This window comes from Pseudomonas sp. B21-041, from assembly GCF_024748675.1.
GTDB lineage: Bacteria > Pseudomonadota > Gammaproteobacteria > Pseudomonadales > Pseudomonadaceae > Aquipseudomonas > Aquipseudomonas neuropathica.
The window spans coordinates 5157859-5180236 of sequence record NZ_CP087175.1 but is presented as its reverse complement, the minus strand read 5'-3'; the positions used below and the strand labels follow the sequence as shown (position 1 = coordinate 5180236).

The following is a 22378-nucleotide window of genomic DNA, read 5'->3' as shown; positions in this document are numbered from 1 at the left end:
ATCCTTGAGAAATGAAGGCCGAGCATGGCCGATTCGCTCAAGGGGAGTGCACTACATATATACCGCACATGATCGTTGGAAACGTGTCGGGGTCAGCGCCGTGCCACGTCGGAAAAGTAGAATTTGTCGAGGGTGTGGCGGGATTCGGTGTACTCGAACTGACGCCCGTCCTGGAGGAAGGTCTGGTTGCTGACCACGATCACATGGCTCTGGCCATCGAGGTCCAGGTGCAGTTGATCATCCTTGCTGCGCGGCACCGCTTCGATGGTGCGTTGGGCGTAGGCAATCTGTAGCTGCAGGGTCTGCTCGATATGGGCGTAGATCGATTGCTCGGCGATGTCGAGGGACAGGCCGGGAATCACTTCGCTGACGAAGTGGTTGATGTCGAGGATCACGCGTTTACCGTCGATCCGCCGCACACGTTTGATTCGGGTGATGAGGCTGCCGGGTTCGGCATGGATGTGCTCGAGCAGGGCACCTTCGAGCGGGATCTGGCTCAGCTCGACCACTTCGGTGCTGACATCTTTGCCCAGGCGCGGATAGGTTTCCTGGAAACTGACGATGCCGCCGAGCTGAAACTCGATCGGGTTGGTCGACAGCACAAAGGTGCCCTTGCCGTGGATTTTCTGCGCAAAGCCGCGCTCCTGAAGCAGTTCAATGGCTTTGCGCACCGTGCCTCGGCTGGCCTGATAGCTGTCCATCAGTTCGGTTTCGGAAGGCAGGCGTGCGCCGCGCTCCAGGCGTTCAGTCGTGATGCTGGCCAGCAGATCGCTATAGATCTGGTTGTATTTGCTCATGGGTAGGCTCGGTGCCGACTGTGCTCAAAGCTTCGAACCTTAAGGCCAGGGTAGGGCTTTGTCCATGTGGGCGATGGAAATCACCCTAAGGCAGGGTAGGAAAATTCGCCTTCGGTCTGGCAGGAACATACATAAACAAACTCGTCTGTACGAGTTGTTGCATTAACTCGTACAGACGAGTATTTTTCGCTTCGGCGTGCTGCCAATAACAACAATCCATAGCGGAAGAACTAGCATGAGCCACGACTATCCGAACATCACCAGGCAATTGCTGCAAAGCCTCGGCGGCAGCGACAACCTCGAACAGGCCGCCCATTGCGTCACGCGGTTGCGGCTGGCCCTGAAAGATCCGGGCCTGGTCGACAGTGCCATGCTCAACCAGATCGACCTGGTCAAAGGCTCGTTCTTTACCGGTGGCCTGTATCAGGTGGTGATCGGTCCGGGCGAAGTGGAAAAGGTCTATGCCGAACTGCGTCGTCAGACCGGTCTCGCGGCGTCGACGATCGCTGACGTCAAACAGAAAAGCACTGAAAAGATCAACGCCATGCAGCGTCTGGTGCGGGTGTTTTCCGACGTGTTCATGCCGATTCTGCCGGCGCTGATCATTGCCGGCCTGCTGATGGGCATCAACAATCTACTGGGTGCCAAAGGCATGTTCATCGACGGGCAGACCCTGCTCGATGCCTACCCGAAACTCGATGGGCTGTGGAGCCTGATCAATCTGATGGCCAACACCTCGTTCGTGTTTCTGCCGGCGCTGGTGGGCTGGTCGGCGGCCAAGCGCTTCGGCGGCAGCGAGATCCTCGGCATCGTCCTCGGTCTGATGCTGGTGCACCCGGATCTGCTTAACGCCTGGAACTACGGCAAGGCCGTGGCCGGGCTGGACGGGCAGCAGTTGCCGTACTTCGACATTCTCGGATTGTTTCAGGTGGAAAAGGTCGGCTATCAGGGGCAGATCTTGCCGATTCTGCTGGCCGCTTACGTAATGAGCTTCATCGAAAAATGGCTGCGCGCGCGCGTGCCCAACGCCATTCAGTTACTCGTGGTACCGATCACCACCATCGTCGTTACCGGCGTATTGGCGCTGGCCGTGATTGGCCCGGTAACCCGCCACATCGGCATCTTCATCACCGAAGGGCTGGTCATGCTGTTTGACCTGGCACCAATGGTGGGTGGCGCCATTTTCGGTCTGCTGTATGCGCCGCTGGTGATCACCGGCATGCACCACATGTTTCTCGCGGTCGACCTGCAATTGATCTCGACCCAGGGCGGTACCTTCATCTGGCCGATGATCGTCATGTCCAACCTTGCTCAGGGCAGTGCCGCCCTGGCGGTGTTCTGGATGACCCGTAATGCACGGGACAAGAGCATGGCGTCGACTTCGGCAATCTCTGCCTACTTCGGTATCACCGAGCCGGCGATGTTCGGCGTCAACCTGCGCTACAAGTTTCCGTTTTATGCCGCGCTGACCGGTTCGGCACTGGGCTGCGTGTTCCTGTCGCTGAACAAGGTTCAGGCCTCGGCCATCGGCGTCGGCGGACTGCCGGGGTTCATCTCGATCATCCCGCAGTACATCCCGATGTTTGTGCTGGGGATGCTGATTGCCATGCTCGTGCCGTTTGTTTTGACCTGTGCATTGAGCATGAAGATCGTCCGGCCCGGTTATCGGGTTGCCTGAACAATCGCTTTCGCGAGCAGGCTCGCTCCCACAGTTGATTGCATTTCAATCTGGGCGCGAGCCGCACGGACTTATTGAAGGAGTTGTGCCATGCAAGACTGGCAGCGTTCGGTGATCTACCAGATCTATCCGAAGAGTTTTCATAGTCACGCCGGCAACCCGACGGGTGATCTGCTCGGTATCGTCGCCAAACTCGATTACCTGAAGTGGCTGGGCGTCGACTGTTTATGGATAACGCCATTTTTGCGTTCGCCGCAACGCGATAACGGCTATGACATCAGCGATTACTACGCCATCGACCCGAGCTACGGCAGCATGGCCGACTGCGAATTGCTGATCGCCGAGGCGGGCAAGCGCGGGATCAAGCTGATGCTCGACATCGTGGTCAATCACACCTCGATCGAACACGTCTGGTTTCAACAGGCGCGCAGCAGCCTCGACAACCCGTACCGTGACTTCTACATCTGGCGTGATCAGCCGAACAACTGGGAATCCAAGTTCGGCGGTTCCGCCTGGGAGTACGAAGCCCAGACCGGTCAGTATTACCTGCACCTGTTCGACCACACCCAGGCCGACCTGAATTGGGACAATCCCAAGGTGCGCGCTGAAGTATTCCGGATGATGCAATTCTGGCGAGACAAGGGCGTCGGCGGTTTTCGCCTGGACGTGATCAATCTGATCTCCAAGCCTGCGGACTTCCCCGAAGACGACAGCGATGGCCGACGCTTTTATACCGACGGGCCGAATGTCCACGCGTACTTGCAGCAGATGCACCGCGAAGTTTTCGAAGGGCACGACCTGATCAATGTCGGCGAGATGTCATCGACCAGCCTCGAACACTGCATTCGCTATTCGAATCCGCAGTCGAAAGAGTTGTCGATGACCTTCAACTTTCATCACCTGAAAGTCGATTATCCAAACCTGCAGAAGTGGGTACGCGCCGACTTCGATTTCCTTCAGCTAAAGAAAATTCTGTCCGACTGGCAGACCGGCATGCAGGCGGGTGGCGGCTGGAACGCGCTGTTCTGGTGCAACCACGATCAGCCGCGCGTGGTCTCGCGCTTCGGCAACGACGGCGAGTACCGCGAATGCTCGGCGAAGATGCTCGGCACCGCACTGCACTTTCTCCAGGGCACGCCGTTCGTCTATCAGGGCGAAGAGTTGGGCATGACCAATCCGGGGTTCGAATCGATCGAGCATTACCGCGATGTCGAGACGCTGAACATCTTTCGCCTCAAGCGCGAAGCCGGCAGCAGCGATGCCGACAACATGGCGGCGATCATGCAGAAGTCCCGCGATAACGGTCGCACGCCGATGCACTGGGACGCTGGGCCGAACGCCGGTTTCAGCAGCGTCGAGCCGTGGATCGGTGTGCCGGCCAATGCTGCGCAGATCAACGTCGCAAACCAGCTCGACGACCCGGACTCGGTGTTGCATCACTACCGCCGTCTGATCGCGCTGCGCCGCAGTGAACCGTTGATCACCGACGGGCTGTACCAACAATTACTGCCCGAACATCCGCAGGTCTGGGCGTATGTGCGTGAAGGTGACGCCGAGCGTTTGTTGGTGGTGAACAACTTCTACGGGACAACCTGTGAAGTGGAATTACCGGCGACGGTCATCAGTGAATCGATGAGCCAGCGCCTGTTGATCAGCAATTATCCAGAGGGCGCGTTGCGCAAGCGCCAGGTGACGTTGCGACCTTACGAGTCCTTCGTCCTGCACCTGATCGATCCCTGACCTTTAACTAAAAAAACAACGTTCAAAAAACACGCAGAGCACTGCGCGGGGGATTTCTGCGCGCCGAATTCATGCAACCAGACAATAAAAACAATGGGGTGGCTTATGAAAACAACAATAAATCGCAGCCTTGCAGTCGCAGGTTTTTGCCTGGCCTTACCGCCAACGTCACAAGCGCTGGAGTTTGGCGGCTACCTGCGCAGCGGTGTCGGCACGTCAGTCAACAGCAGCGGTCAGTCGTGCTTCCAGTTACCGGGTGCGCAGACCAAATATCGCTTGGGTAACGAATGCGAGCAGTACGGCGAACTCGAGTTGCGGCAGGACCTGTACACCCTTGACGACGGTTCGGTACTGAGTGTCGACGGGATGGCCTCGCTATATAACCGCTACGACCGCAGCCCCACGTTCAAAGACGACAATGGTTCAATCCGCTTGCCGCAGGCCTACGCACAGTGGTCGGCGATGCCCGCGCTCAACGGTGGTTCATTGTGGGCCGGACGCCGTTACTACAAGCGCAATGACATCCATATTTCCGACTTCTACTACTGGAACCAGAGCGCCACGGGGGGCGGGGTCGAAGACGTGTTGATCGGCGATCTGAAATACAGCTACGCCTTCTCGCGCAAGGACAACCTGTACCAGAAGGACTACATCAATCGGCACGACTTCAACATCGCCGGTTTCAAGACCAATCCTGGCGGTGAGCTGGAGTTCGGCTTGAGTTATATCGACAAACCCGACAGCCGCGATGCCCACCGGGGCTGGGCGATCACCACGCAACATGTGCAGACGGATTTTCTCGGCGGCAAAAACAAACTGGCGCTGCAATACGGTGAAGGGCCGGGCACCGGACTGGGTTATACCGGCAACGTCAAACTGGACGACAGCAATAAAAGTTATCGAGTCGTCGAGTTTTTCGACTGGCAGGTGACGCCGCGCTTCGGTGGCCAGATTGAAGCGGTGTACCAGAAAGACATCCGCCCGGACGGTGTCGACCAGAACTGGATCTCGCTGGGGGTGCGACCGACTTATGCGCTCAGCGAACACTTCAAACTGGTCACCGAGCTGGGTCACGATCAAGTCGAAGCTCCGGGGGGTACGCGCAAACTGAGCAAATTTACCTTTGCCCCGACCTGGTCGCCGAAAGGCCCGGAGTTCTGGGCGCGTCCCGAGGTGCGGCTGTATTACACGTACGCAACCTGGAACGAGGCGGCCAAACGCGCGGCCAACGAACTGGCCAAAGGCTCGGCACTCTCCGACACCGGCGCCTTCGGTAGCGCTCGCCACGGTGCGAATGTCGGATTGCAGGTCGAATACTGGTGGAAATAAGCGATGCTGATGGAGCGTCGCGCTCCATGGGCACTTCAAAGAACAAAACTGCAGGTGACGTCATGGCCACACCCCAACCATTGCAATTGCTGGCTCCCTTGTCCGGTGTCCTGATCGCGCTTGAGCAGGTGCCCGATCCGGTGTTTTCCGGGCGCGTGATCGGCGACGGTCTGTGCATCGACCCGACTTCATCGACCCTGTGTGCGCCCATGGCCGGCGTCATCAGCAACGTGCAGGCCAGCGGGCATGCCGTGAGCATCACCGATGACCATGGCGTACAAGTGTTGATGCACATCGGCCTTGATACCGTGAACCTCGGCGGGCAAGGCTTCACCCGCCTCGTTGAAGAGGGGCAACGGGTTGCCGCCGGACAAGCGTTGATCGAATTCGACGCCGATTACATTGCCCGGCATGCGCGCAGCCTGATGACGTTGATGCTGGTGGTCAGCGCAGAGCCGTTCACCTGGCGGGTCGCGTCGAGCGGATGGGTCGAAACCGGTCAGCCGTTGCTTGAGCTCGCCCGTACTCAGGCTTGTGGCGTGGATGCTGGCGCGGCAGAAGGTCAGGCCGTGTTCTCTCAAACGTTGAAACTGCCCAATCCCAACGGATTGCACGCGCGCCCGGCAGCGGTGTTCGCGCAAGCGGCAAAGGGCTTCGCGGCAAAGATTTACCTGCATAAACAGCAGGCTCAGGCCAACGCCAAATCCCTGGTGGCGATCATGGCGTTGCAGACCGCGTGCGGCGACAGCGTGCAGGTCAGTGCGGTGGGCGAAGATGCTGACGCGGCAATCGAGGCGCTGACTCGATTACTGATTGAAGGCTGCGGTGAAACGGTGACGGCGGTGGCGCCTGTCGAGCTGGTCGAAACCGAGGTTCTGACCCTGCTGCGTGGCGTCTGCGCGTCACCCGGTTCGGCGTTGGGCCAAGTGGTGCAGATCAGCGAGCCGGTGTTCGACGTCAGCGAGTTCGGCGGCGGAGCAGACGGCGAGCGCGAGGCCCTCGCCAATGCCCTGATCGAAGCCGATCTGGCCTTGCAGCATTTGCGCGACACCGCCGCTGGCGAGGCCGAGGCCGAGATCTTCAAGGCGCATCAGGAACTGCTCGAAGATCCGGGGCTGCTCGATCAGGCCCAGGCATTGATCAGTGAAGGCAAAAGCGCGGCGTTTGCCTGGCGCGCGACCACTGAAGAAACCGCGGCGATGTTTCGCCAACTGGGCAGTGCGTTGCTGGCTGAACGGGCGGCGGACCTGACCGATGTCGGGCGCCGCGTGCTCAAGCTATTGCTGGGGATAGGCGAGCAGGCGATGGAGCTGCCGCATGGAAGCATTCTGATTGCCGATCAACTGACCCCGTCGCAGACCGCCGGCATCGATACCAGCAAGGTGCTGGGTTTTGCCACGGTCGGCGGCGGCGCAACCAGTCACGTGGCGATTCTTGCGCGCGCCTGTGGTCTGCCGTCGATCTGCGGGGTGCCGGTGCAGATGTTGGCGTTGAGTAACGGCACCCCGGTGTTGCTCGATGCCGACAAGGGCGAATTGCATGTGCGTCCCGATCCTGCGGCCGTCAGTCAATGGCAGGCGCGGCACGCACAACAGCGTCAACGCCATGAGCATGAGTTGGCCAGCGCAACGCTCGCGGCGCGGACCCGAGACGGCCATCACATCGAGGTGTCGGCCAACGTCGCCTCGTTAGCGGAAACCGAGCAGGCCATGGCCCTCGGCGGTGCGGGCGTCGGCCTGCTGCGTTCGGAGTTTCTCTACCTGGACCGTAATCATGCGCCGAGCCATGACGAACAGGCTGCGACCTACAGCGCCATCGCTCGCTGCGTGGGACCTGCGCACAATCTGGTGGTGCGCACCCTTGATGTCGGTGGTGACAAACCGCTGGCCTACGTGCCGATGGACAGCGAAACCAACCCGTTCCTTGGCGTGCGCGGCATTCGTTTGTGCCTGGAGCGCCCGCAGTTATTGCGTGAGCAGTTCCGGGCCATGCTCGGCTGCTGCGAGCTGACACGTTTGCACATCATGTTGCCGATGGTCACACAACTGTCGGAGCTGCGTCTGGCGCGGCAAATGCTCGACGAGGAAATCCTCGCGCTGGGGCTAACGCAACGGCCGAAACTGGGGATCATGATCGAGGTGCCGGCCGCGGCGCTGATGGCGGACCTGTTTGCGCCGCTGGTGGATTTTTTCTCGATCGGCACCAATGACCTGACGCAATACACCCTGGCGATGGATCGCGATCACCCGCGTCTGGCCAGTCAGGCGGACAGTTTTCATCCCTCGGTATTGCGCCTGATCGCCATGACCGTCAAGGCCGCGCACGCCCATGGCAAATGGGTCGGAGTCTGCGGGGCAATGGCCTCGGAACGTCTGGCGGTGCCGTTGTTGCTGGGGTTGGGCGTGGATGAACTGTCGGTGAGCGTGCCGATGATTGCACCGGTAAAGGCGACGGTGCGCGAACTCGAGCTGGCCGATTGTCAGATCATCGCCCAACAGGTGCTGGGGCTGGAAAGTGCCGGGCAGGTGCGCGAGGCGTTGCAGCTCTTTCACGAGGCAACCGTCGATACTTTACGGGTTCTGGAGAACTGAAGATGTTGGATAAATTGCAGAAGGCATTCTGGAAAGCCCTGACCCCGGATCTGGTGGTGGACACACCCGAAGTCCCCGCCGAGCCGTGCGCCGGATTGAGCGCCGCCATCGTCGCGGCGCTGGGCGGTGTGGATAATCTCCAGTCACAGCAACCGCTGGCGTTGACGCGGGTGCGGGTAGTATTGCGTGATGTGTCGGGTATCGATCAACAGGCGTTGAGCGCCGCCGGGGTCGCGGGCGTGATGCCCTTGGAGGATGGTGTCGTTCACCTGATTACCGGGCTGCGACCTTAAGCCGGTCAAGGGCATGCGGCCTCAGGTCGCCCTTACTGTTTCTCAACCGCAGGTGTATCGTATTCGCCTTTTGCAGGCTTTCAGGGCCTGTCGCTGATACGTGAGGTAGTTGAGTTCATGTCCTTTACCCGTCGCCAAATCCTCGGTGGCCTGGCCGGTCTTGTTGTCGTTGGTGTCGGTGCGGGGGGCGCGTCGCGGTATTGGCTGGGAAAAATGGCCGACGCCGAAGCGGGCCACGACTATGAGCTGATCGCCGCACCGCTGGACGTCGAGCTGGTGCCGGGGCACAAGACCGAGGCCTGGGCATTTGGTCCGTCGGCGCCGGGCACCGAGTTGCGGGTGCGTCAGGGTGAATGGCTGCGGGTGCGTTTCATCAACCACTTGCCGGTGGCGACGACCATTCACTGGCATGGCATTCGTCTGCCGCTGGAAATGGACGGTGTGCCGTACGTTTCGCAGCTGCCGGTGTTGCCGGGCGAGTACTTCGATTACAAATTCCGCGTGCCGGATGCCGGTAGCTACTGGTATCACCCGCATGTCAGCAGCAGCGAAGAGCTCGGGCGCGGCTTGGTCGGGCCATTGATCATAGAAGAGCGCGAGCCGACCGGTTTCAAGTACGAAAAGACCCTGAGTCTGAAAAACTGGCACATCGATGACGAAGGCAATTTCGTCGAGTTCAGTATTCCCCGTGAAGCGGCTCGTGGCGGTACGGCGGGGCGGTTGTCGACCATCAACGGCGTGCCGAACCCGGTGATCGAACTGCCGGCCGGGCAGATCACCCGGGTGCGTTTGCTCAACCTCGACAACACGTTGACTTACCGCATCAACATTCCCGGCGTCGAAGCGCAGATCTATGCGCTGGACGGCAACCCGGTCGAACCGCGGCCGCTGGGCAAGGAATACTGGCTGGGCCCGGGCATGCGTATCTGTCTGGCGATCAAGGCGCCGGCAGCGGGTGAAGAATTGTCGCTGCGCAACGGCCCGGTGCGTCTGGGCACGCTGCGTTCAGTGGCCAATAACGATGCGCCGACTGACTGGCCGAAAGCGCTGCCGGCCAATCCGGTGGCGGAGCCGGACCTGGCCAATGCCGAGAAACTCAACTTCAATTTCGAGTGGGTCGGTTCGGTATCGGTCAACGTCGACAACGGCAGGCCGCCGAGCCTGTGGCAGATCAACGGCAAGGCCTGGGACATCACCGACAAGACCTGCGCCGACCGGCCGATTGCCAGTCTGAAACTGGGGCAGAGCTACATCTTCGAATTGAAGAACATGACCCAGTATCAGCACCCGATCCACCTGCACGGCATGAGTTTCAAGGTGATCGCGTCGAACCGGCACAAGATCATTCCGTATTTCACCGACACCTATCTGCTGGGCAAGAACGAGCGCGCGCAAGTGGCGCTGGTGGCCGATAATCCGGGGGTGTGGATGTTCCACTGCCACGTGATCGATCACATGGAAACCGGCCTGATGGCCGCCATCGAGGTGAAGTGATGCGCCAGATTCGCCCTGCGGCAATTATCGACCGCAGCCGTGATCGCGATTTCATGCGCGAAGCGCTGCTCCTCGCCGCACAAGGCGCAGCCCTCGGCGAAGTGCCGGTGGGCGCGGTGCTGGTGCAGGACGGCGAGATCATCGGTCGCGGTTTCAATTGCCCGATCAGCACCAGCGACCCGAGTGCCCACGCGGAAATGGTCGCCATTCGCGAGGCCGCGCAGGCGGTGGATAACTATCGTCTGCCGGGCAGCACGCTGTATGTGACGCTGGAGCCGTGCAGCATGTGCGCCGGTTTGATCGTGCATTCGCGGGTGGCGCGGGTGGTGTATGGCGCGCTGGAACCGAAAGCGGGGATTGTGCAGAGCCAAGGGCAGTTTTTTACCCAGGCTTTTCTCAACCATCGAGTGCTGTATGAAGGCGGGGTTTTGGCCGAAGAGTGTGGCGCCGTGCTGACCGAATTCTTCCGTGCTCGCCGCGCAAAAAGCCCCTCACCCTAACCCTCTCCCGGGGGAGAGGGGACTGACCGAGCTGGATGGGCCAAGTCCGTCGACCTGAGATTCCGAGTCGAACTCAAGTCTTGAAAAGCTCAACGATCAGCCCCCTCTCCTTGGGGAGAGGGGACTGACCGAGCTGGATGGGCTAAGTCCGTCGACCTGAGATTCCGAGTCGAACTCAAGTTTTGAAAAGCTCAACGATCAGCTCCCTCTCCTTGGGGAGAGGGCTGGGGTGAGGGGTAGCCCCACCGCGGTGTTTGGGCGATTGGGTTACTTCTTGGCGACAATCACCGCCCGCATCGGCGCCGGCAAGCCTTCGATGGTTTTGCTGTGGTCTTCGGGATCAAGGAAGTCGCTCAGCGACTGATACTTCATCCACTCAGTCCCGCGCTGTTCTTCAACCGTGGTTGTGCTCACGTCCACGCAGCGAATATCGGTGAACCCGGCACGGCGCAGCCACAACTCCAGCGCCGGCACCGACGGCAGGAACCACACATTACGCATCTGCGCATAACGGTCTTCCGGCACCAGCACCTGATGCTTGTCGCCTTCGACCACTAGCGTTTCCAGCACCAGTTCGCCACCCTTGACCAGGCAATCCTTCAGCGCCAGCAAATGCTCGATCGGCGAGCGACGGTGGTAGAACACGCCCATGGAAAACACCGTGTCGAAGCCTTCTAGGTTTGGCGGCAGGTCTTCGAACGGAAAGGGCAGGTGCCAGGCATTGGGTTCTGACAGATAACGCTGCACGGCCTGGAACTGGCAGAAGAACAGCCAGTTCGGGTCAACACCGATCACACTGTTCGCGCCGGCACCGAGCATGCGCCACATGTAATAACCGTTGCCGCAACCGACATCGAGGATGCGTTTGCCCTTCAAGTCGAGGTGCGGAGAGACACGCGACCACTTCCAGTCCGAACGCCATTCGGTGTCGACGTGCACACCAAACAAGTCGAACGGCCCTTTGCGCCACGGCGACAGGCCCATCAACGCGGTGTGCATCTGCGCGCGGGTTTCATCGTCGCAATCGGTGTCGAGTTTCAGACCGTTGAGCAGGTCGACTTCGCTCGGCTGGATTTTCGGCAGGGCATCCAGCGCACTTTGCCAGCGCTCCAGGTCGCCGTGACCTTTCTCCATTTTCTTGTCGAGTTGCGCTTGCAGAGTGTTGGCCCATTCGGCCAGCGGTGTGCCGGCCAGACGGCGGGCGAGGGGAGACAGATCAATCATGGCAAGGCAATCAACGAGGCAAAGTTAAGACACTGGAACCACGGCACGACTTTCGAGAACCCGGCGGCCAGCAGGCGTTCGCGGTGTTCTTCGAGGCTGTCGGGCTTCATGACGTTTTCGATGGCGCTGCGCTTCTGGGCGATTTCCAGTTCGCTGTAGCCGTTGGCGCGTTTGAAGGCGACATGCAGATCGGTGAGCAGCGCGTGTTCTTCGGCATCGTTGAAGCGCAGCTTCTCCGAGAGGATCAGCGCGCCGCCCGGCAGCAGCGATTGGCGAATGCGCGAGAGCAACGCCGTGCGCTGATCGGGGGCGATGAATTGCAGGGTGAAGTTCAGCGCCACCACCGAGGCGGGCTGGAAGTCGAGGGCGAGAATGTCGCCTTCGATCACTTCGACCGGCAGCAACTCCTGGAACATCGAGTCCTGACCGTTGAGGTATTCGCGGCAGCGCTCAACCATCGCTGCCGAGTTATCCACAGCGATTACCCGGCAACCGTCGGTGCGCACGTGGCGACGCAGGGCTTGAGTGACAGCGCCCAAGGACGAGCCGAGGTCGTAGAGCACGCTGTTCGGCTGGGCGAACTGCGCGGCGAGCACGCCGAGGTTTTCGACGATGGTCGGGTAACCCGGCACCGAGCGCTTGATCATGTCCGGGAACACCCGCACCACGTCTTCATTGAAGGCGAAGTCGGGCACCTGGGCCAAAGGCTTGGCGAAAATACGATCGGGTTCTTTGCTCACGGCGGTTCCGGCGGTGTAAATGGAAAGGCCGGCATTTTAGCCAAAAGGGCGCGGGGATGCTTGGGTTGTCTGATAAAGCGTTTTTTTGCCGGTGATCGTTCCCACGCTCTGCGTGGGAATGCCGCCCCGGACGCTCCGCGTCCCTGCGCAAATGACGCAGAGCGTCACAGGATGCATTCCCACGCGGAGCGTGGGAACGATCAGATTCGTTTAGTCTGGGAGAAAGCGGAGGCGGCGATGCCCCATTGGCCCAGCCAGTAGCTGAGGATGATGACGTACGGCGCGGCGTGGAATGGCGATACAAAGCGATCGATGCCAATCACGCTGTCAGAGAACACAAACGCCACTGCACCGCCCGCCGCCAGCAACGCCGAACGTTTCGGCACATCGGTGCCGAGACGAGCAAGCGCGCGCCAGAGCATCGCGCTGATTGCCGTGCCATAGACAATCACCGGTACTAGCAACGGCCCGAGTCCGCTGGAAATGAGCATCCCCAGCAACACCGCGCCAACACCGAGAGCAAGCACCAGCGGCAACACCGCCAGACGCTTGCAGTCACTCAGATAAGCCTTCAGATAAGCCAGGTGTGCGACCAGAAACGCACCGAGGCCAAACACGAACAAATCCCCCGGCCAAGCGAGCAACACATCACCCAGCAACGAGAAAATCAGGCCGAGACTGATCCAGCGCCGATAGTCGCTGGGTGGCGCATCGTGCAGCCAGCCGAGCAGCGCCAGCACCGGCAACGGTTTGACCAACAGACACAGTAACGCCGCGTGGGTGCTGACACCGTAGAGAAACGTCACCGCGCCCATCAGCGCCAGAATAAGCCAGCCCACGATCAGTTCACCGAAATGGCGCAGTCGAAGGTTTCCACAGGCAGCACTTCCGGTGCCCATGGCTGTTGCGAGGTCAGGCGCAGACGCCCGGTGCCGGGGGCAAATGCTTGAAAGCGCCAGGTCGATACGCCCGCCGCGCCGACGACGCCGGCGTCTTCCGGATTGCTGTAGACCTCGGGGCTGAGTGCACGCAATACGCCGCCAGCCGAATCCTGAATGGCCCAGCGATAGCCGGTGGTCGGGTTGCTTGGCAGCATGATGATGAGGTTTTGCCCGTTAGTCAGCCGTACGGGGCATTCGCTTTGTTTTTCCACGGTCACGTTGTGTTTCGGTTGTGTGGCGCAGGCGGCCAGCAACGAAAGGGCGAGGGGGACAAACAGGCGAGTGGGGGACATAAGGTCAGAGGCTCCGGCGTTTACGACGAACGGCGAGCATAACTGAAGATGAGACAAAGTGTGACAACGCCAAGCCCTCACCCTAACCCTCTCCCAGAGGGAGAGGGGACTGACCGAGGTGTCTTGTGTCATACATCGACCTGAAAGACCGAGTCGATTATGGATTCAGCGAAGTACTTTCAGGTCGGTGTAACTCTGCAATATTCCGCAATTAGCTCCTTCTCCCTCCGGGAGAGGGTTGGGGTGAGGGGTTTTCTGTCAGAACAATACCTTCGCTACATCGGCAAACTTCTTCGCGAAATGCACCGTAATGCCTTCCTTCAGATAATCCGGCAATTCCTCAAAATTGCCCCGGTTCGGCTCAGGCAGAATCAACTCGAAAATCTTCTGCCGGCGCGCCGCAATCACCTTCTCGCGCACCCCGCCAATCGGAAGTACATGCCCAGTCAGGGTCAATTCGCCGGTCATCGCTACACCTTTCTTCGGCGGCTGATTGCGTGCGAGCGAGAGCAGGGCGCTGGCCATGGTCACGCCGGCGCTCGGACCGTCCTTGGGTGTCGCGCCTTCCGGTACGTGCAGGTGGACGAAGGCTTCGTCGAAGAACTTCGCGTCGCCGCCGAATTGTTTCAGGTGCGAGCTGACGTAGCTGTAGGCGATCTCCGCCGACTCCTTCATCACATCACCCAGTTGCCCGGTGAGTTTGAAGCCACGGTTAAGCGTATGAATCCGCGTGGCTTCGATCGGCAACGTCGCGCCGCCCATGCTGGTCCATGCCAGACCGGTAATCACGCCAGTACCGGACAGCACTTGTTCGTTGCGAAACACGGGATGGCCGAGTGACGCTTCGAGGTCTTTCGGCCCGAGTTTGATCACCGCTTTCGGCTCGTCGATCAGCTTCATCACCGCTTTGCGCACCAGTTTGCCCATTTGCTTTTCCAGCTGACGCACACCGGCTTCACGGGCGTAACCGTCGATCAAGGCTTTGAGCGCGGTGTCGCTGATGCTCAGGCTGCCCTTGGACACGCCGGCCTTTTCCAGCAGTTTCGGCCACAGGTGACGCTTGGCGATGGCGACTTTTTCTTCAGTGATGTAGCCCGACAGGCGAATCACTTCCATGCGGTCAAGCAATGGGCCGGGGATTGAATCCAGAGTGTTGGCGGTGCACACGAAGAGGACTTTCGACAGGTCCATGCGCAGGTCGAGGTAGTGGTCGAGGAATTCGACGTTCTGCTCCGGGTCGAGGGTTTCCAGCAGCGCCGAGGCCGGGTCGCCCTGGTAGCTCTGGCCCATCTTGTCGATTTCATCGAGCATGATCACCGGGTTCATCACCTCGACGTCTTTCAACGCCTGCACCAGTTTGCCCGGCTGCGCGCCGATGTAGGTGCGGCGGTGGCCCTTGATCTCGGCTTCGTCGCGCATGCCGCCGAGGCTGAAGCGGTAGAACGGCCGGCCGAGTGATTCAGCGATGGATTTACCGACGCTGGTTTTACCCACGCCTGGCGGGCCGACCAGCAGCACGATGGAGCCGCTGATCTCGCCTTTATAAGCACCCACGGCGAGGAACTCGAGGATGCGATCCTTGATGTCGTCGAGGCCAGCGTGGTGTTTGTCGAGGATTTTGCGCGCGTGCTTGAGGTCGAGTTTGTCCTCGCCGTAGACGCCCCACGGCACTGACGTCGCCCAGTCGAGGTAATTACGGGTGACCGCGTACTCGGGCGAACCGGTCTCGAGGATCGACAGCTTGTTCATTTCCTCTTCGAGGCGCTTCTGCACTTGCGCTGGCAGGACTTTGCCTTCCAGGCGTTGCTCGAACTGTTCAAGATCGGCGCTGCGGTCGTCCTTGGTCAAGCCAAGTTCCTGCTGAATGACCTTGAGTTGTTCCTTGAGGAAGAACTCGCGCTGATGCTCGCCGATCTTGCGGTTAACTTCCGCCGAAATCTCTTTTTGCAGGCGCGCGACTTCGACTTCCTTGCGCAGCATCGGCAGGACTTTTTCCATGCGCTTGAGCATCGGCACGCAGTCGAGTACTTCTTGCAGTTCGGGGCCGGTGGCCGAGGTCAGCGCGGCGGCGAAGTCGGTCAGCGGCGACGGGTCGTTGGGGCTGAAGCGGTTGAGGTAGTTCTTCAGCTCTTCGCTGTACAGCGGGTTGAGCGGCAGCAGTTCTTTGATCGCGTTGATCAGCGCCATGCCGTAAGCCTTGACCTCGTCGGTCGGCTCGGTGGGCTGGTGCGGGTATTCAACCTCCACCAGATACGGCGGGCGGTGGTGTTTCAGCCAGGTCTTGATGCGCACGCGGCTCAGGCCTTGGGCGACGAATTGCAGTTTGCCGTTCTCGCGGCTGGCGTGATGGACTTTGACCAGGGTGCCGTATTGCGGCAGGGCGCCGGTGTCGAAGTGGCGCGGGTCTTCCTGGGGCGTGTCCATGAAGAACAGGGCCAGGGAATGGTGTTCGGATTTGCTGACCAGTTCGAGGGTTTCAGCCCAGGGCTCTTCGTTGACGATGACTGGCAGGACTTGCGCCGGGAAGAACGGGCGATTGTGGATCGGGATGATGTAGACCTTGTCCGGCAGGTTCTGGCCGGGCAAGGCAAGGCCTTTGCCGGAAGACGTGTGTTCGATGTGTTCGGCTTCGGTGTAGTCGTCGGGGTTTTCCGGGAATTCTTGCTGGTCGCTCATGGGGCACCTGCGCAATGGAGTATGGGTCTTAGATGGGGCAGGCCTTGGGTGGTTTCAATGGGGGGCGATGTTTCTGCTTGTGTGTTCAGGGTTTTGACAGGGTTTCTCTGCACTTGGCGATCGTTGTTTCCATCTGAACGCCACCCGAAACACGCTCGCTGAGACATTGGCCTGCGCTATTGCTGTAAGGCGCAGAGCGGTGGCATCCGGGCTATAAAAAACCACCGGGCCGTCAAGCCCGGTGGTGGTTGGCAATGCGCAGGTCAGGCCTGACGGTTATTTCACCTCGGTCAATTTCAGATCACTGACCAGCATATCGATCAAGGTCCCCAGGTATTTGAAACGCTCATCTTTTTTCTCCCAGCGATCAATGAAAAACAAGCCGTGGTCATTGACCTGAATCGGTGTCTCAACGATGTCGCCGGACCTGGATTTATGCACCAGACGGAGCTCGCCCGTATCCGTATTTTCGATCATGAACATCCCGGGTCGGGTCAGTTTGCTGCGCTCGACGGCCGGCGTCAGGGCTGGTTTTTTCTTTCCGGCGACGGCCACTTCCAACAGGAAATCGCTGCGCAAGGCCCGGCTATTGGTTCCGCGCTCGCTGGCCACCGCTCTCCAGGTCCCGCGATGGATATCTCTGGCCAGTTCCGGAGCGGTGTCGCGTACGTGGAGACTGACCGCCGAGAGCGTATCCGCCAGACCCGGCACACCCAGGTTGTAGTTGGTGTGGGCATTGCCGATGAGGGCCACCCACTTGTGCGGCCCATGTGCCAGTTGGTCGGCATCGATCACATGGGTGGCGAAATAGCTGAACATCTCGTTTCGCGAGATATCTTCGTTAAACACACCCTTGAGGTGGTAAGACGCCGTGCAATCGAGGGCCCTGATACGGACTTTGTACTTGGCCGCCGCCTGGAGGACCTCTGTGTAGGTATCGTTACCGTTATAGGTCGGCATTTGGCCAAGGTCCTGAACGCGCAGGTAATTCTTCAGTCTGTCCGGCATGCGCTGTGTCCGAAAAAAAGTATCCAGATCGGCCTGGTGCAAATCGGTGAACAGATGTTCCACGTAGAGCGTGTCATACCCGGCTTGCTTGAGCGCCTTCATGTACTTTTTCAGCAGCGCTTTGCTCGATACGTGGCTATGGGCCTCACCGATCAGCAGGTTCAAGCGGCCGTCGGTCAGCAGCTGCAAAAACGCCTCGAACGTGGTGTCTGAGGTGAGCGTCGGCAGCGTGGCCGCTTCGGGGGGCGTGTAGTAAGTAAATGCGTCCCTGGCCTTTTTCTCCAGACGTTTGCGGTGGGCGATGAACGCGTCGAACGCCTTTTTTTCACTCGGTACGGTCGGGCTGTAGCGTGAATCCATGGCGTAGGGTTGATGCAACATTTGCGCAATATCGTCGCGCATCGAGGGCGGGATATCGTACTCGCTGAAATGCTCGACAACGGGGGTAATCGCTGCTGGCCTGGAGACGGGCTGAGGCGCCTTGTACGCCGTCGGCCATTGCACACGATAATCGCCCTTGGCGGCCGAATCCCCGGCGATTGCCCCGGCTGAATCGAGGCCGATACGTGCCGCCTGACCCTCTGCGACATCCTCCACGCGCACGGCGACAGCCGCGTGCAAGTCGGCCAGGCCGGGGGTGTTGTCGAAGGTGGACATGCGTGATTGTTCGGTGAGGATCACCCAGCGCTCATCAGGCGCGTCGGCGATATCGGCGGCCAGCGTCTTGTGCGAATAGAAATTCCTCAGGCTGTTGCTGCGAGGGGTCAATGGCGAGACCTCGTCCAGTACCAGCGCGCCTTCCAGTTTGTAGCTGGTCGAAGCATCCAGCGCATGGATTTTCAGGCCCTTTTCGCGAGCGGTACGCACCAGTGCCAGATAGGAAAATGGCGCGTCCTGCTCATGGCCCAGCGCACGGTCGACGGCTTCAAGATGTTTTTCGATGTGTTTCCAGGATTTCCCCTTGTTCATTTTTTCCAGCTTCGCCTTGAAGACATCCGCTGCCAGGTATTCCACGTAAAGTCGCTTGAAGCCACTTTCAACGAGGGTGTCCAGATGATTGATCAGCAGTTGTTTGCTGGCGATCGAACCGGGCTGGGCGCCGATCACCAGATTCTTCCCTTTGACCGCGTCACTGGCGATCAACTGTGTAAATGACAAGTCGTCGGCGATCGGCGGGACTTGGGCGCGGGCTGGCAGCGCGGTAAGGTCAGCGAAATGCGCGGCGGCGTCTTTGCTGAGCTTTTCGACCTGTTTCAGGTAGGCGGTGCGTGTCGAGGCGAGGCGTTCCACGACCCCGACAAGGATCAAGCGGGGATCGGTGCCCATGTAGTCTTGACTGCTAAGGAGGGTGTTTTCCCGGGTTTGCGGATTCATCACCGTTTCGATGCGCTGGCGGTATTTGGGCTCGACGCCATAGATCTTGTGCGGACCGTCTGGCTCTGGCACGGCCTCGTACTTCGGCGCACCGCCGGACACGCCGGCGCGCACCATCACCCCGTCGGAATTGCGCACGGCGAGAATGCCGCTCGAGAGGGGGGCGCCGAATTCCGGGTTGTTCAGATAGAGCACATGACGACCGAGTAAGTCGGCATTTTCCCGGATGTAGTACACCTGACCTCTGAAAAACACCGCACTCATTTCATTCCGCTTGGGGCCAGGTTCCACTTGTTCGATCACGGTCATGACATCGCGTTGTTCGTTGAGGGCGCTGGCGATGCTCTGTCGCAAAGGCCGGCGCACAGTTTTGAGCGAACGCAGCGCCGGACGCAGGTCGGTCAGCAACGCGCCTACACTGTTGAACAGATAACCGACCAGGTGCTGGAACGCTTCGCCGTGGTCACCCTGACGGTACGCGTGCAGCACGAGCATGGCGTCCTTGAACGCCAGGAGCAGGCCGGTGCTCAGGCTCAGCAGCGGGAACGGCGCCGTGGCAATGGCGGTGATCCATTCGATACTGTTCCAGACCAGACCGGCGATCATCTCGGCACGGCTGGTGGTGGTGGCGTTAACGTCGTCGATACGACGTTGCAACTTCATGTCGTAAAGGACAGTGCGCAGGTCACTGACCGCCGCGACCGCGCGGGTCGAGTCGTAGCGTGCAGGGCTGGGTGTGGTTTTATTGAGGTCTTTGGGCAGCCCTTTCTTGATGTTTTCAAGGTATGTGCGAACCCGGGTCCGGGCGCTGACGTCGACGCGCAACGTCAGGTATTCGAGCATGCCGGACTGCTGCTGAAGCAGGTAATTGAACAGCCGCGCTTCGCGGAAAGCGACGCCGTCGGGCGCCTCGGGGGTGTAGAGCAGAACCGGGTTGGCGCCATGGCTGAACAGCCACGCATCGAGCACCCATTCGCCGTCGATCATCAAACGGTGGAGCGGATAGGTCGTGCGCATGGAGCCGGAAGTTTCAGCCATGCTGTCGATACTCTGCTCCAGCCATTGCAGATCATGGCTGGCGATATGGCCCTGCAGCTGGCATTCCAGCGCGGCGTTTTTCATCTGGCGCTGGGTAATGGCCAGGGTCGTGTTGCGCCGGAAGTCATAGCCTTCGCTCGTCGAACTTTGCAGTTCAGCCTTGACCTTGTCGATGTAGCGTTGGCCGATCCACACACCGGTGACCGAGCGTGCGACATTCTGTGCGGTCAGGCTGCTGATATCGATGCCTTGCGGGCCTTTGAAGCGGGCCGAGCGGAAAAATTTCTCATCGAGAAAACCGACGCCGTCGGCGTAGCCATCGCGATACAGCGTGGTGTAGTTCAGAGGTTTTGGCGTCCACGAGCGCACGATGGCGGTCGGCGAGTAAGCCCAGACGGTATCCGGATCGACATCGTTGGTGGTGCGCTTGAGCAAGCGGTTCAAGCTGATTTTGGCTTGCTCGTGCACGTAGTCATCAAACGCCGGAAAGCGACTGCCCGACAAGGCATGCTTGTTGAACGCGCGCAAGGCGCCTTCGGCGTCTTCACTCAGGGTCGTCAGCTTTCGGCGGTTGGCAGCCGTGGTGGAGCGATACCACAGCGGTGTACTGAAGTCATAGTCGTCGATCCGTGTGGCGAGCACATGTTCAGCCATCGCGCGCAGGCAATCGGGATGACTGCCGGTGTGAGCGAACGTGACCTTTTGATGCTCCAGCGCCTCAGGTTTGAAACTCAGCCCGGCCAACACGTGGCGCAGCTTTGCGCGAAAGCGCATGGGCGCACGGCTGATCAGGTAGCCGGCCATGCTGTCGGCGGCATCACTGTGTTTGGCCCAGCCCAGCAGGTGGGTCTGGCATTCGCGCTCACTGTCGAAGGCCTGGAATTGTTGCGTTCGCGGCGCCTGTGGTGTGCACAGCAACAGCCGTTTGAGCGCGCCGCCGTCATCGTACTGGCGCAGCACCCAAAAATCTTGCAACTGGGCGCCGTGCAGCGACAGGGTGGCGGCGCGCAGGCGCGCATCGCTACCGTCACGCAGGCGCTGGATCAGTTGCAGGTCATTGTCGAGCAAGTGCCCTTGCAGCACCGCCGTGTGAGCGAGGGCGACGATACGTTTATCGAGCATCTGCTCGATGGCAGGTTTGATTGCGGGCCTGGCCTGCAGCTCATTTTGCAAGTGATTGAAGTCAATCCGAGGTTGCAGCTCTACGGCTTGCCTGATCAGCCACGCCGGCGTCACGTCAGCGTAGGCTGGCGGCAAAGGCGCGTCATCGTAGGTGAGGGTGGTGTACTTCAAAAACTCCGAACCCGGTAATTCATCGCCGGTGTGCGGGCCGCGCAAGGACAGCTCGAGCAGACTCGATTGATGCACATAAACGCCGTAGCCCGGCACTCGGCGATCGGTCGAAAGGCTTAACTTTGCCGGCTCGAGGTCGTCGATTTCCAGGTCTTCGCTCAGGCGCTCCAGCCATTGCTGGCGGGCCAGTGCCGTCAGACTGCCAGCCGGCTCCATCAAGTCGAGCAGGTCTTGCCGCGCCTGCTGGTAGTTGCGCAGATGCTGCGCCAGTGCGTCTTTTTGCGCGGTGCTGGCGCTTCGAAACCAGTCCGGTGCGCTGTAGCGCAGGTGGCGCTCGAACAAGGTTTGCGCGCGTAATTCCAGGCGCGGCGTGAGATCCGGCAGGGCAGCGGCAATGGCGCGGTCCAGCGCAGTGAGCAATTGCCTGGGGTCTTGCTGTGGATTTTCGGCGAAGCTCAAGGCGCGCTCGATATCCTGCGTGCGTTTTTCGATCAGCGCGTCGTAGGTGTGTTCGAACAACGGTCTGCTGTCGATTGGCGCGAGCAGCAGCGGCCAGATCCCTGCTGCGCCCACGGCGTGATAGCGCGTCGGCAACATGGACATGAACTCCTCGCTACCGCTGGCGTGGTTCAGCGATGTTCGCAGTTGGCTGTCGAGATCAGCAAGGGAGTTGAAGAATTCGATGCCTCTTGCGGGGGTAAACAGCAGGGCGAAACCCATGCTCTGGTCGGTCTGCAGGTCCTTGACGCGGCGAGTGTCTTTTTCCGTGACCACAAAGGCGCCGGCCAGCTCAACGGTGGTCTCTTGATAGCTGAACTGCAGCGCGTACATGGCCGGACGCAGCATCGGCACCGCATCGAGTTTTTGCAGCAGTTCGCCGGCTTGCGGGTGCAGCAAGCGGTCGGTGACGGCCTGTCTGGCTTCGTGGCCGATGGCGGTGAAGCCTGCGTCATATTTGAGGAAGGTTTTCGCTGGTTTATCGTCGATCCGGTCGCGCTGATCCATGTTGATCAGTTGGGTGGCCAGCCTGACTTTCAGGGTGGCGATCAGTTGTTTGCCTTCGTCGCTTTGCAGATCGCTGTTTTCCAGCGCCTGATACAGCTCGCGGCTGCGTTGCAGGTAGCTGGTGCGATAGGTTTTCAGTTGTTCGTCGAGGCGTTTCAGAAAGGCCTGTTCGGTACTCGGTTTTTGTTCGGGAAGCAGTGGGGTTGATGTATTGAACAGGTGATGGGCGATCGCGTTGAGATCGTTTTTGACCTCTTCGGCGGTGGGGGTTGTGGCGAGGTTCATGGGCATTTTTTCCATGCTGAGGGTGAGCGGCCAGCATGGCGAGGGGCAGTGGGGGCGGGTGGTATATATGTATAGGGGG

The 22378-nt window shown here is 59.9% G+C and carries 14 protein-coding genes; 7 read left to right on the top strand and 7 right to left on the bottom strand.

Annotated elements, in window-relative coordinates; genetic code table 11:
* Positions 1 to 92: 92 nt before the first annotated feature.
* On the bottom strand, positions 93 to 797 hold the full coding sequence (treR, locus tag LOY43_RS22920; RefSeq protein ID WP_095048339.1) for a trehalose operon repressor: 705 nt from the start codon (positions 795 to 797) through the stop codon (positions 93 to 95).
* Positions 798 to 1032: 235 nt separating this feature from the next.
* Between treR and treP the strand changes: the two genes are divergently transcribed.
* The 7 genes from treP to tadA all read left to right on the top strand — a co-directional run bounded on the left by treP (position 1033) and on the right by tadA (position 10422).
* On the top strand, positions 1033 to 2475 hold the full coding sequence (treP, locus tag LOY43_RS22915) for a PTS system trehalose-specific EIIBC component (RefSeq protein ID WP_258708777.1): 1443 nt from the start codon (positions 1033 to 1035) through the stop codon (positions 2473 to 2475).
* Positions 2476 to 2565: 90 nt separating this feature from the next.
* Positions 2566 to 4215 (top strand): alpha,alpha-phosphotrehalase, encoded by a 1650-nt coding sequence (treC, locus tag LOY43_RS22910; protein WP_258708776.1) that lies wholly within the window; start codon positions 2566 to 2568, stop codon positions 4213 to 4215.
* Positions 4216 to 4320: 105 nt separating this feature from the next.
* Positions 4321 to 5544, top strand: coding sequence for a carbohydrate porin (locus LOY43_RS22905; protein WP_095125900.1), 1224 nt, complete (start codon positions 4321 to 4323; stop codon positions 5542 to 5544).
* A gap of 62 nt (positions 5545 to 5606) precedes the next feature.
* On the top strand, positions 5607 to 8135 hold the full coding sequence (gene ptsP, locus LOY43_RS22900; RefSeq protein WP_258708775.1) for a phosphoenolpyruvate--protein phosphotransferase: 2529 nt from the start codon (positions 5607 to 5609) through the stop codon (positions 8133 to 8135).
* Positions 8136 to 8137: 2 nt separating this feature from the next.
* Positions 8138 to 8428: a PTS transporter subunit EIIB gene (locus tag LOY43_RS22895; RefSeq protein WP_095048336.1), complete on the top strand. Its 291-nt coding sequence runs from the start codon at positions 8138 to 8140 to the stop codon at positions 8426 to 8428.
* Between the two features lie 117 nt (positions 8429 to 8545).
* The gene (locus LOY43_RS22890; RefSeq protein WP_095048335.1) at positions 8546 to 9922 is read left to right on the top strand and encodes a multicopper oxidase family protein; all 1377 of its coding nucleotides are present in this window, start codon (positions 8546 to 8548) and stop codon (positions 9920 to 9922) included.
* Positions 9922 to 10422, top strand: coding sequence for a tRNA adenosine(34) deaminase TadA (tadA, locus tag LOY43_RS22885; RefSeq protein ID WP_258708774.1), 501 nt, complete (start codon positions 9922 to 9924; stop codon positions 10420 to 10422). The genes LOY43_RS22890 and tadA overlap by 1 nt, the downstream gene beginning before the upstream one ends.
* 267 nt (positions 10423 to 10689) lie before the next feature.
* On the opposite strand, the gene cmoB is transcribed toward tadA, so the two are convergent.
* The 6 genes from cmoB to LOY43_RS22855 form a co-directional block, all read right to left on the bottom strand.
* Positions 10690 to 11646, bottom strand: a complete 957-nt coding sequence (gene cmoB, locus LOY43_RS22880; RefSeq protein WP_258708773.1) for a tRNA 5-methoxyuridine(34)/uridine 5-oxyacetic acid(34) synthase CmoB — start codon at positions 11644 to 11646, stop codon at positions 10690 to 10692.
* Positions 11643 to 12386, bottom strand: coding sequence for a carboxy-S-adenosyl-L-methionine synthase CmoA (cmoA, locus tag LOY43_RS22875; protein WP_007916813.1), 744 nt, complete (start codon positions 12384 to 12386; stop codon positions 11643 to 11645). Before cmoA ends, cmoB begins: the two co-directional genes overlap by 4 nt.
* 200 nt (positions 12387 to 12586) lie before the next feature.
* On the bottom strand, positions 12587 to 13225 hold the full coding sequence (locus LOY43_RS22870; RefSeq protein WP_176471311.1) for a lysoplasmalogenase: 639 nt from the start codon (positions 13223 to 13225) through the stop codon (positions 12587 to 12589).
* A gap of 2 nt (positions 13226 to 13227) precedes the next feature.
* Positions 13228 to 13620 (bottom strand): protease inhibitor I42 family protein, encoded by a 393-nt coding sequence (locus tag LOY43_RS22865; protein ID WP_093430626.1) that lies wholly within the window; start codon positions 13618 to 13620, stop codon positions 13228 to 13230.
* A gap of 258 nt (positions 13621 to 13878) precedes the next feature.
* Complete coding sequence (gene lon / locus LOY43_RS22860) at positions 13879 to 16296, bottom strand: endopeptidase La (protein ID WP_095048331.1); 2418 nt, start codon at positions 16294 to 16296, stop codon at positions 13879 to 13881.
* 276 nt (positions 16297 to 16572) lie between these two features.
* The gene (locus LOY43_RS22855) at positions 16573 to 22299 is read right to left on the bottom strand and encodes a membrane-targeted effector domain-containing toxin (RefSeq protein ID WP_258708772.1); all 5727 of its coding nucleotides are present in this window, start codon (positions 22297 to 22299) and stop codon (positions 16573 to 16575) included.
* Between the last annotated feature and the right edge of the window lie 79 nt (positions 22300 to 22378).

Excerpts from the sequence above, each read along its gene's own strand:
- ptsP (WP_258708775.1), top strand. The coding sequence starts at position 5,607 with ATGGCCACACCCCAACCATTGCAATTGCTGGCTCCCTTGTCCGGTGTC.
- lon (WP_095048331.1), bottom strand. The coding sequence starts at position 16,296 with ATGAGCGACCAGCAAGAATTCCCGGAAAACCCCGACGACTACACCGAA.
- LOY43_RS22895 (WP_095048336.1), top strand. The coding sequence starts at position 8,138 with ATGTTGGATAAATTGCAGAAGGCATTCTGGAAAGCCCTGACCCCGGAT.
- tadA (WP_258708774.1), top strand. The coding sequence starts at position 9,922 with ATGCGCCAGATTCGCCCTGCGGCAATTATCGACCGCAGCCGTGATCGC.
- LOY43_RS22855 (WP_258708772.1), bottom strand. The coding sequence starts at position 22,299 with ATGAACCTCGCCACAACCCCCACCGCCGAAGAGGTCAAAAACGATCTC.
- treP (WP_258708777.1), top strand. The coding sequence starts at position 1,033 with ATGAGCCACGACTATCCGAACATCACCAGGCAATTGCTGCAAAGCCTC.
- LOY43_RS22905 (WP_095125900.1), top strand. The coding sequence starts at position 4,321 with ATGAAAACAACAATAAATCGCAGCCTTGCAGTCGCAGGTTTTTGCCTG.
- treR (WP_095048339.1), bottom strand. The coding sequence starts at position 797 with ATGAGCAAATACAACCAGATCTATAGCGATCTGCTGGCCAGCATCACG.
- LOY43_RS22865 (WP_093430626.1), bottom strand. The coding sequence starts at position 13,620 with ATGTCCCCCACTCGCCTGTTTGTCCCCCTCGCCCTTTCGTTGCTGGCC.
- LOY43_RS22890 (WP_095048335.1), top strand. The coding sequence starts at position 8,546 with ATGTCCTTTACCCGTCGCCAAATCCTCGGTGGCCTGGCCGGTCTTGTT.
- treC (WP_258708776.1), top strand. The coding sequence starts at position 2,566 with ATGCAAGACTGGCAGCGTTCGGTGATCTACCAGATCTATCCGAAGAGT.
- cmoB (WP_258708773.1), bottom strand. The coding sequence starts at position 11,646 with ATGATTGATCTGTCTCCCCTCGCCCGCCGTCTGGCCGGCACACCGCTG.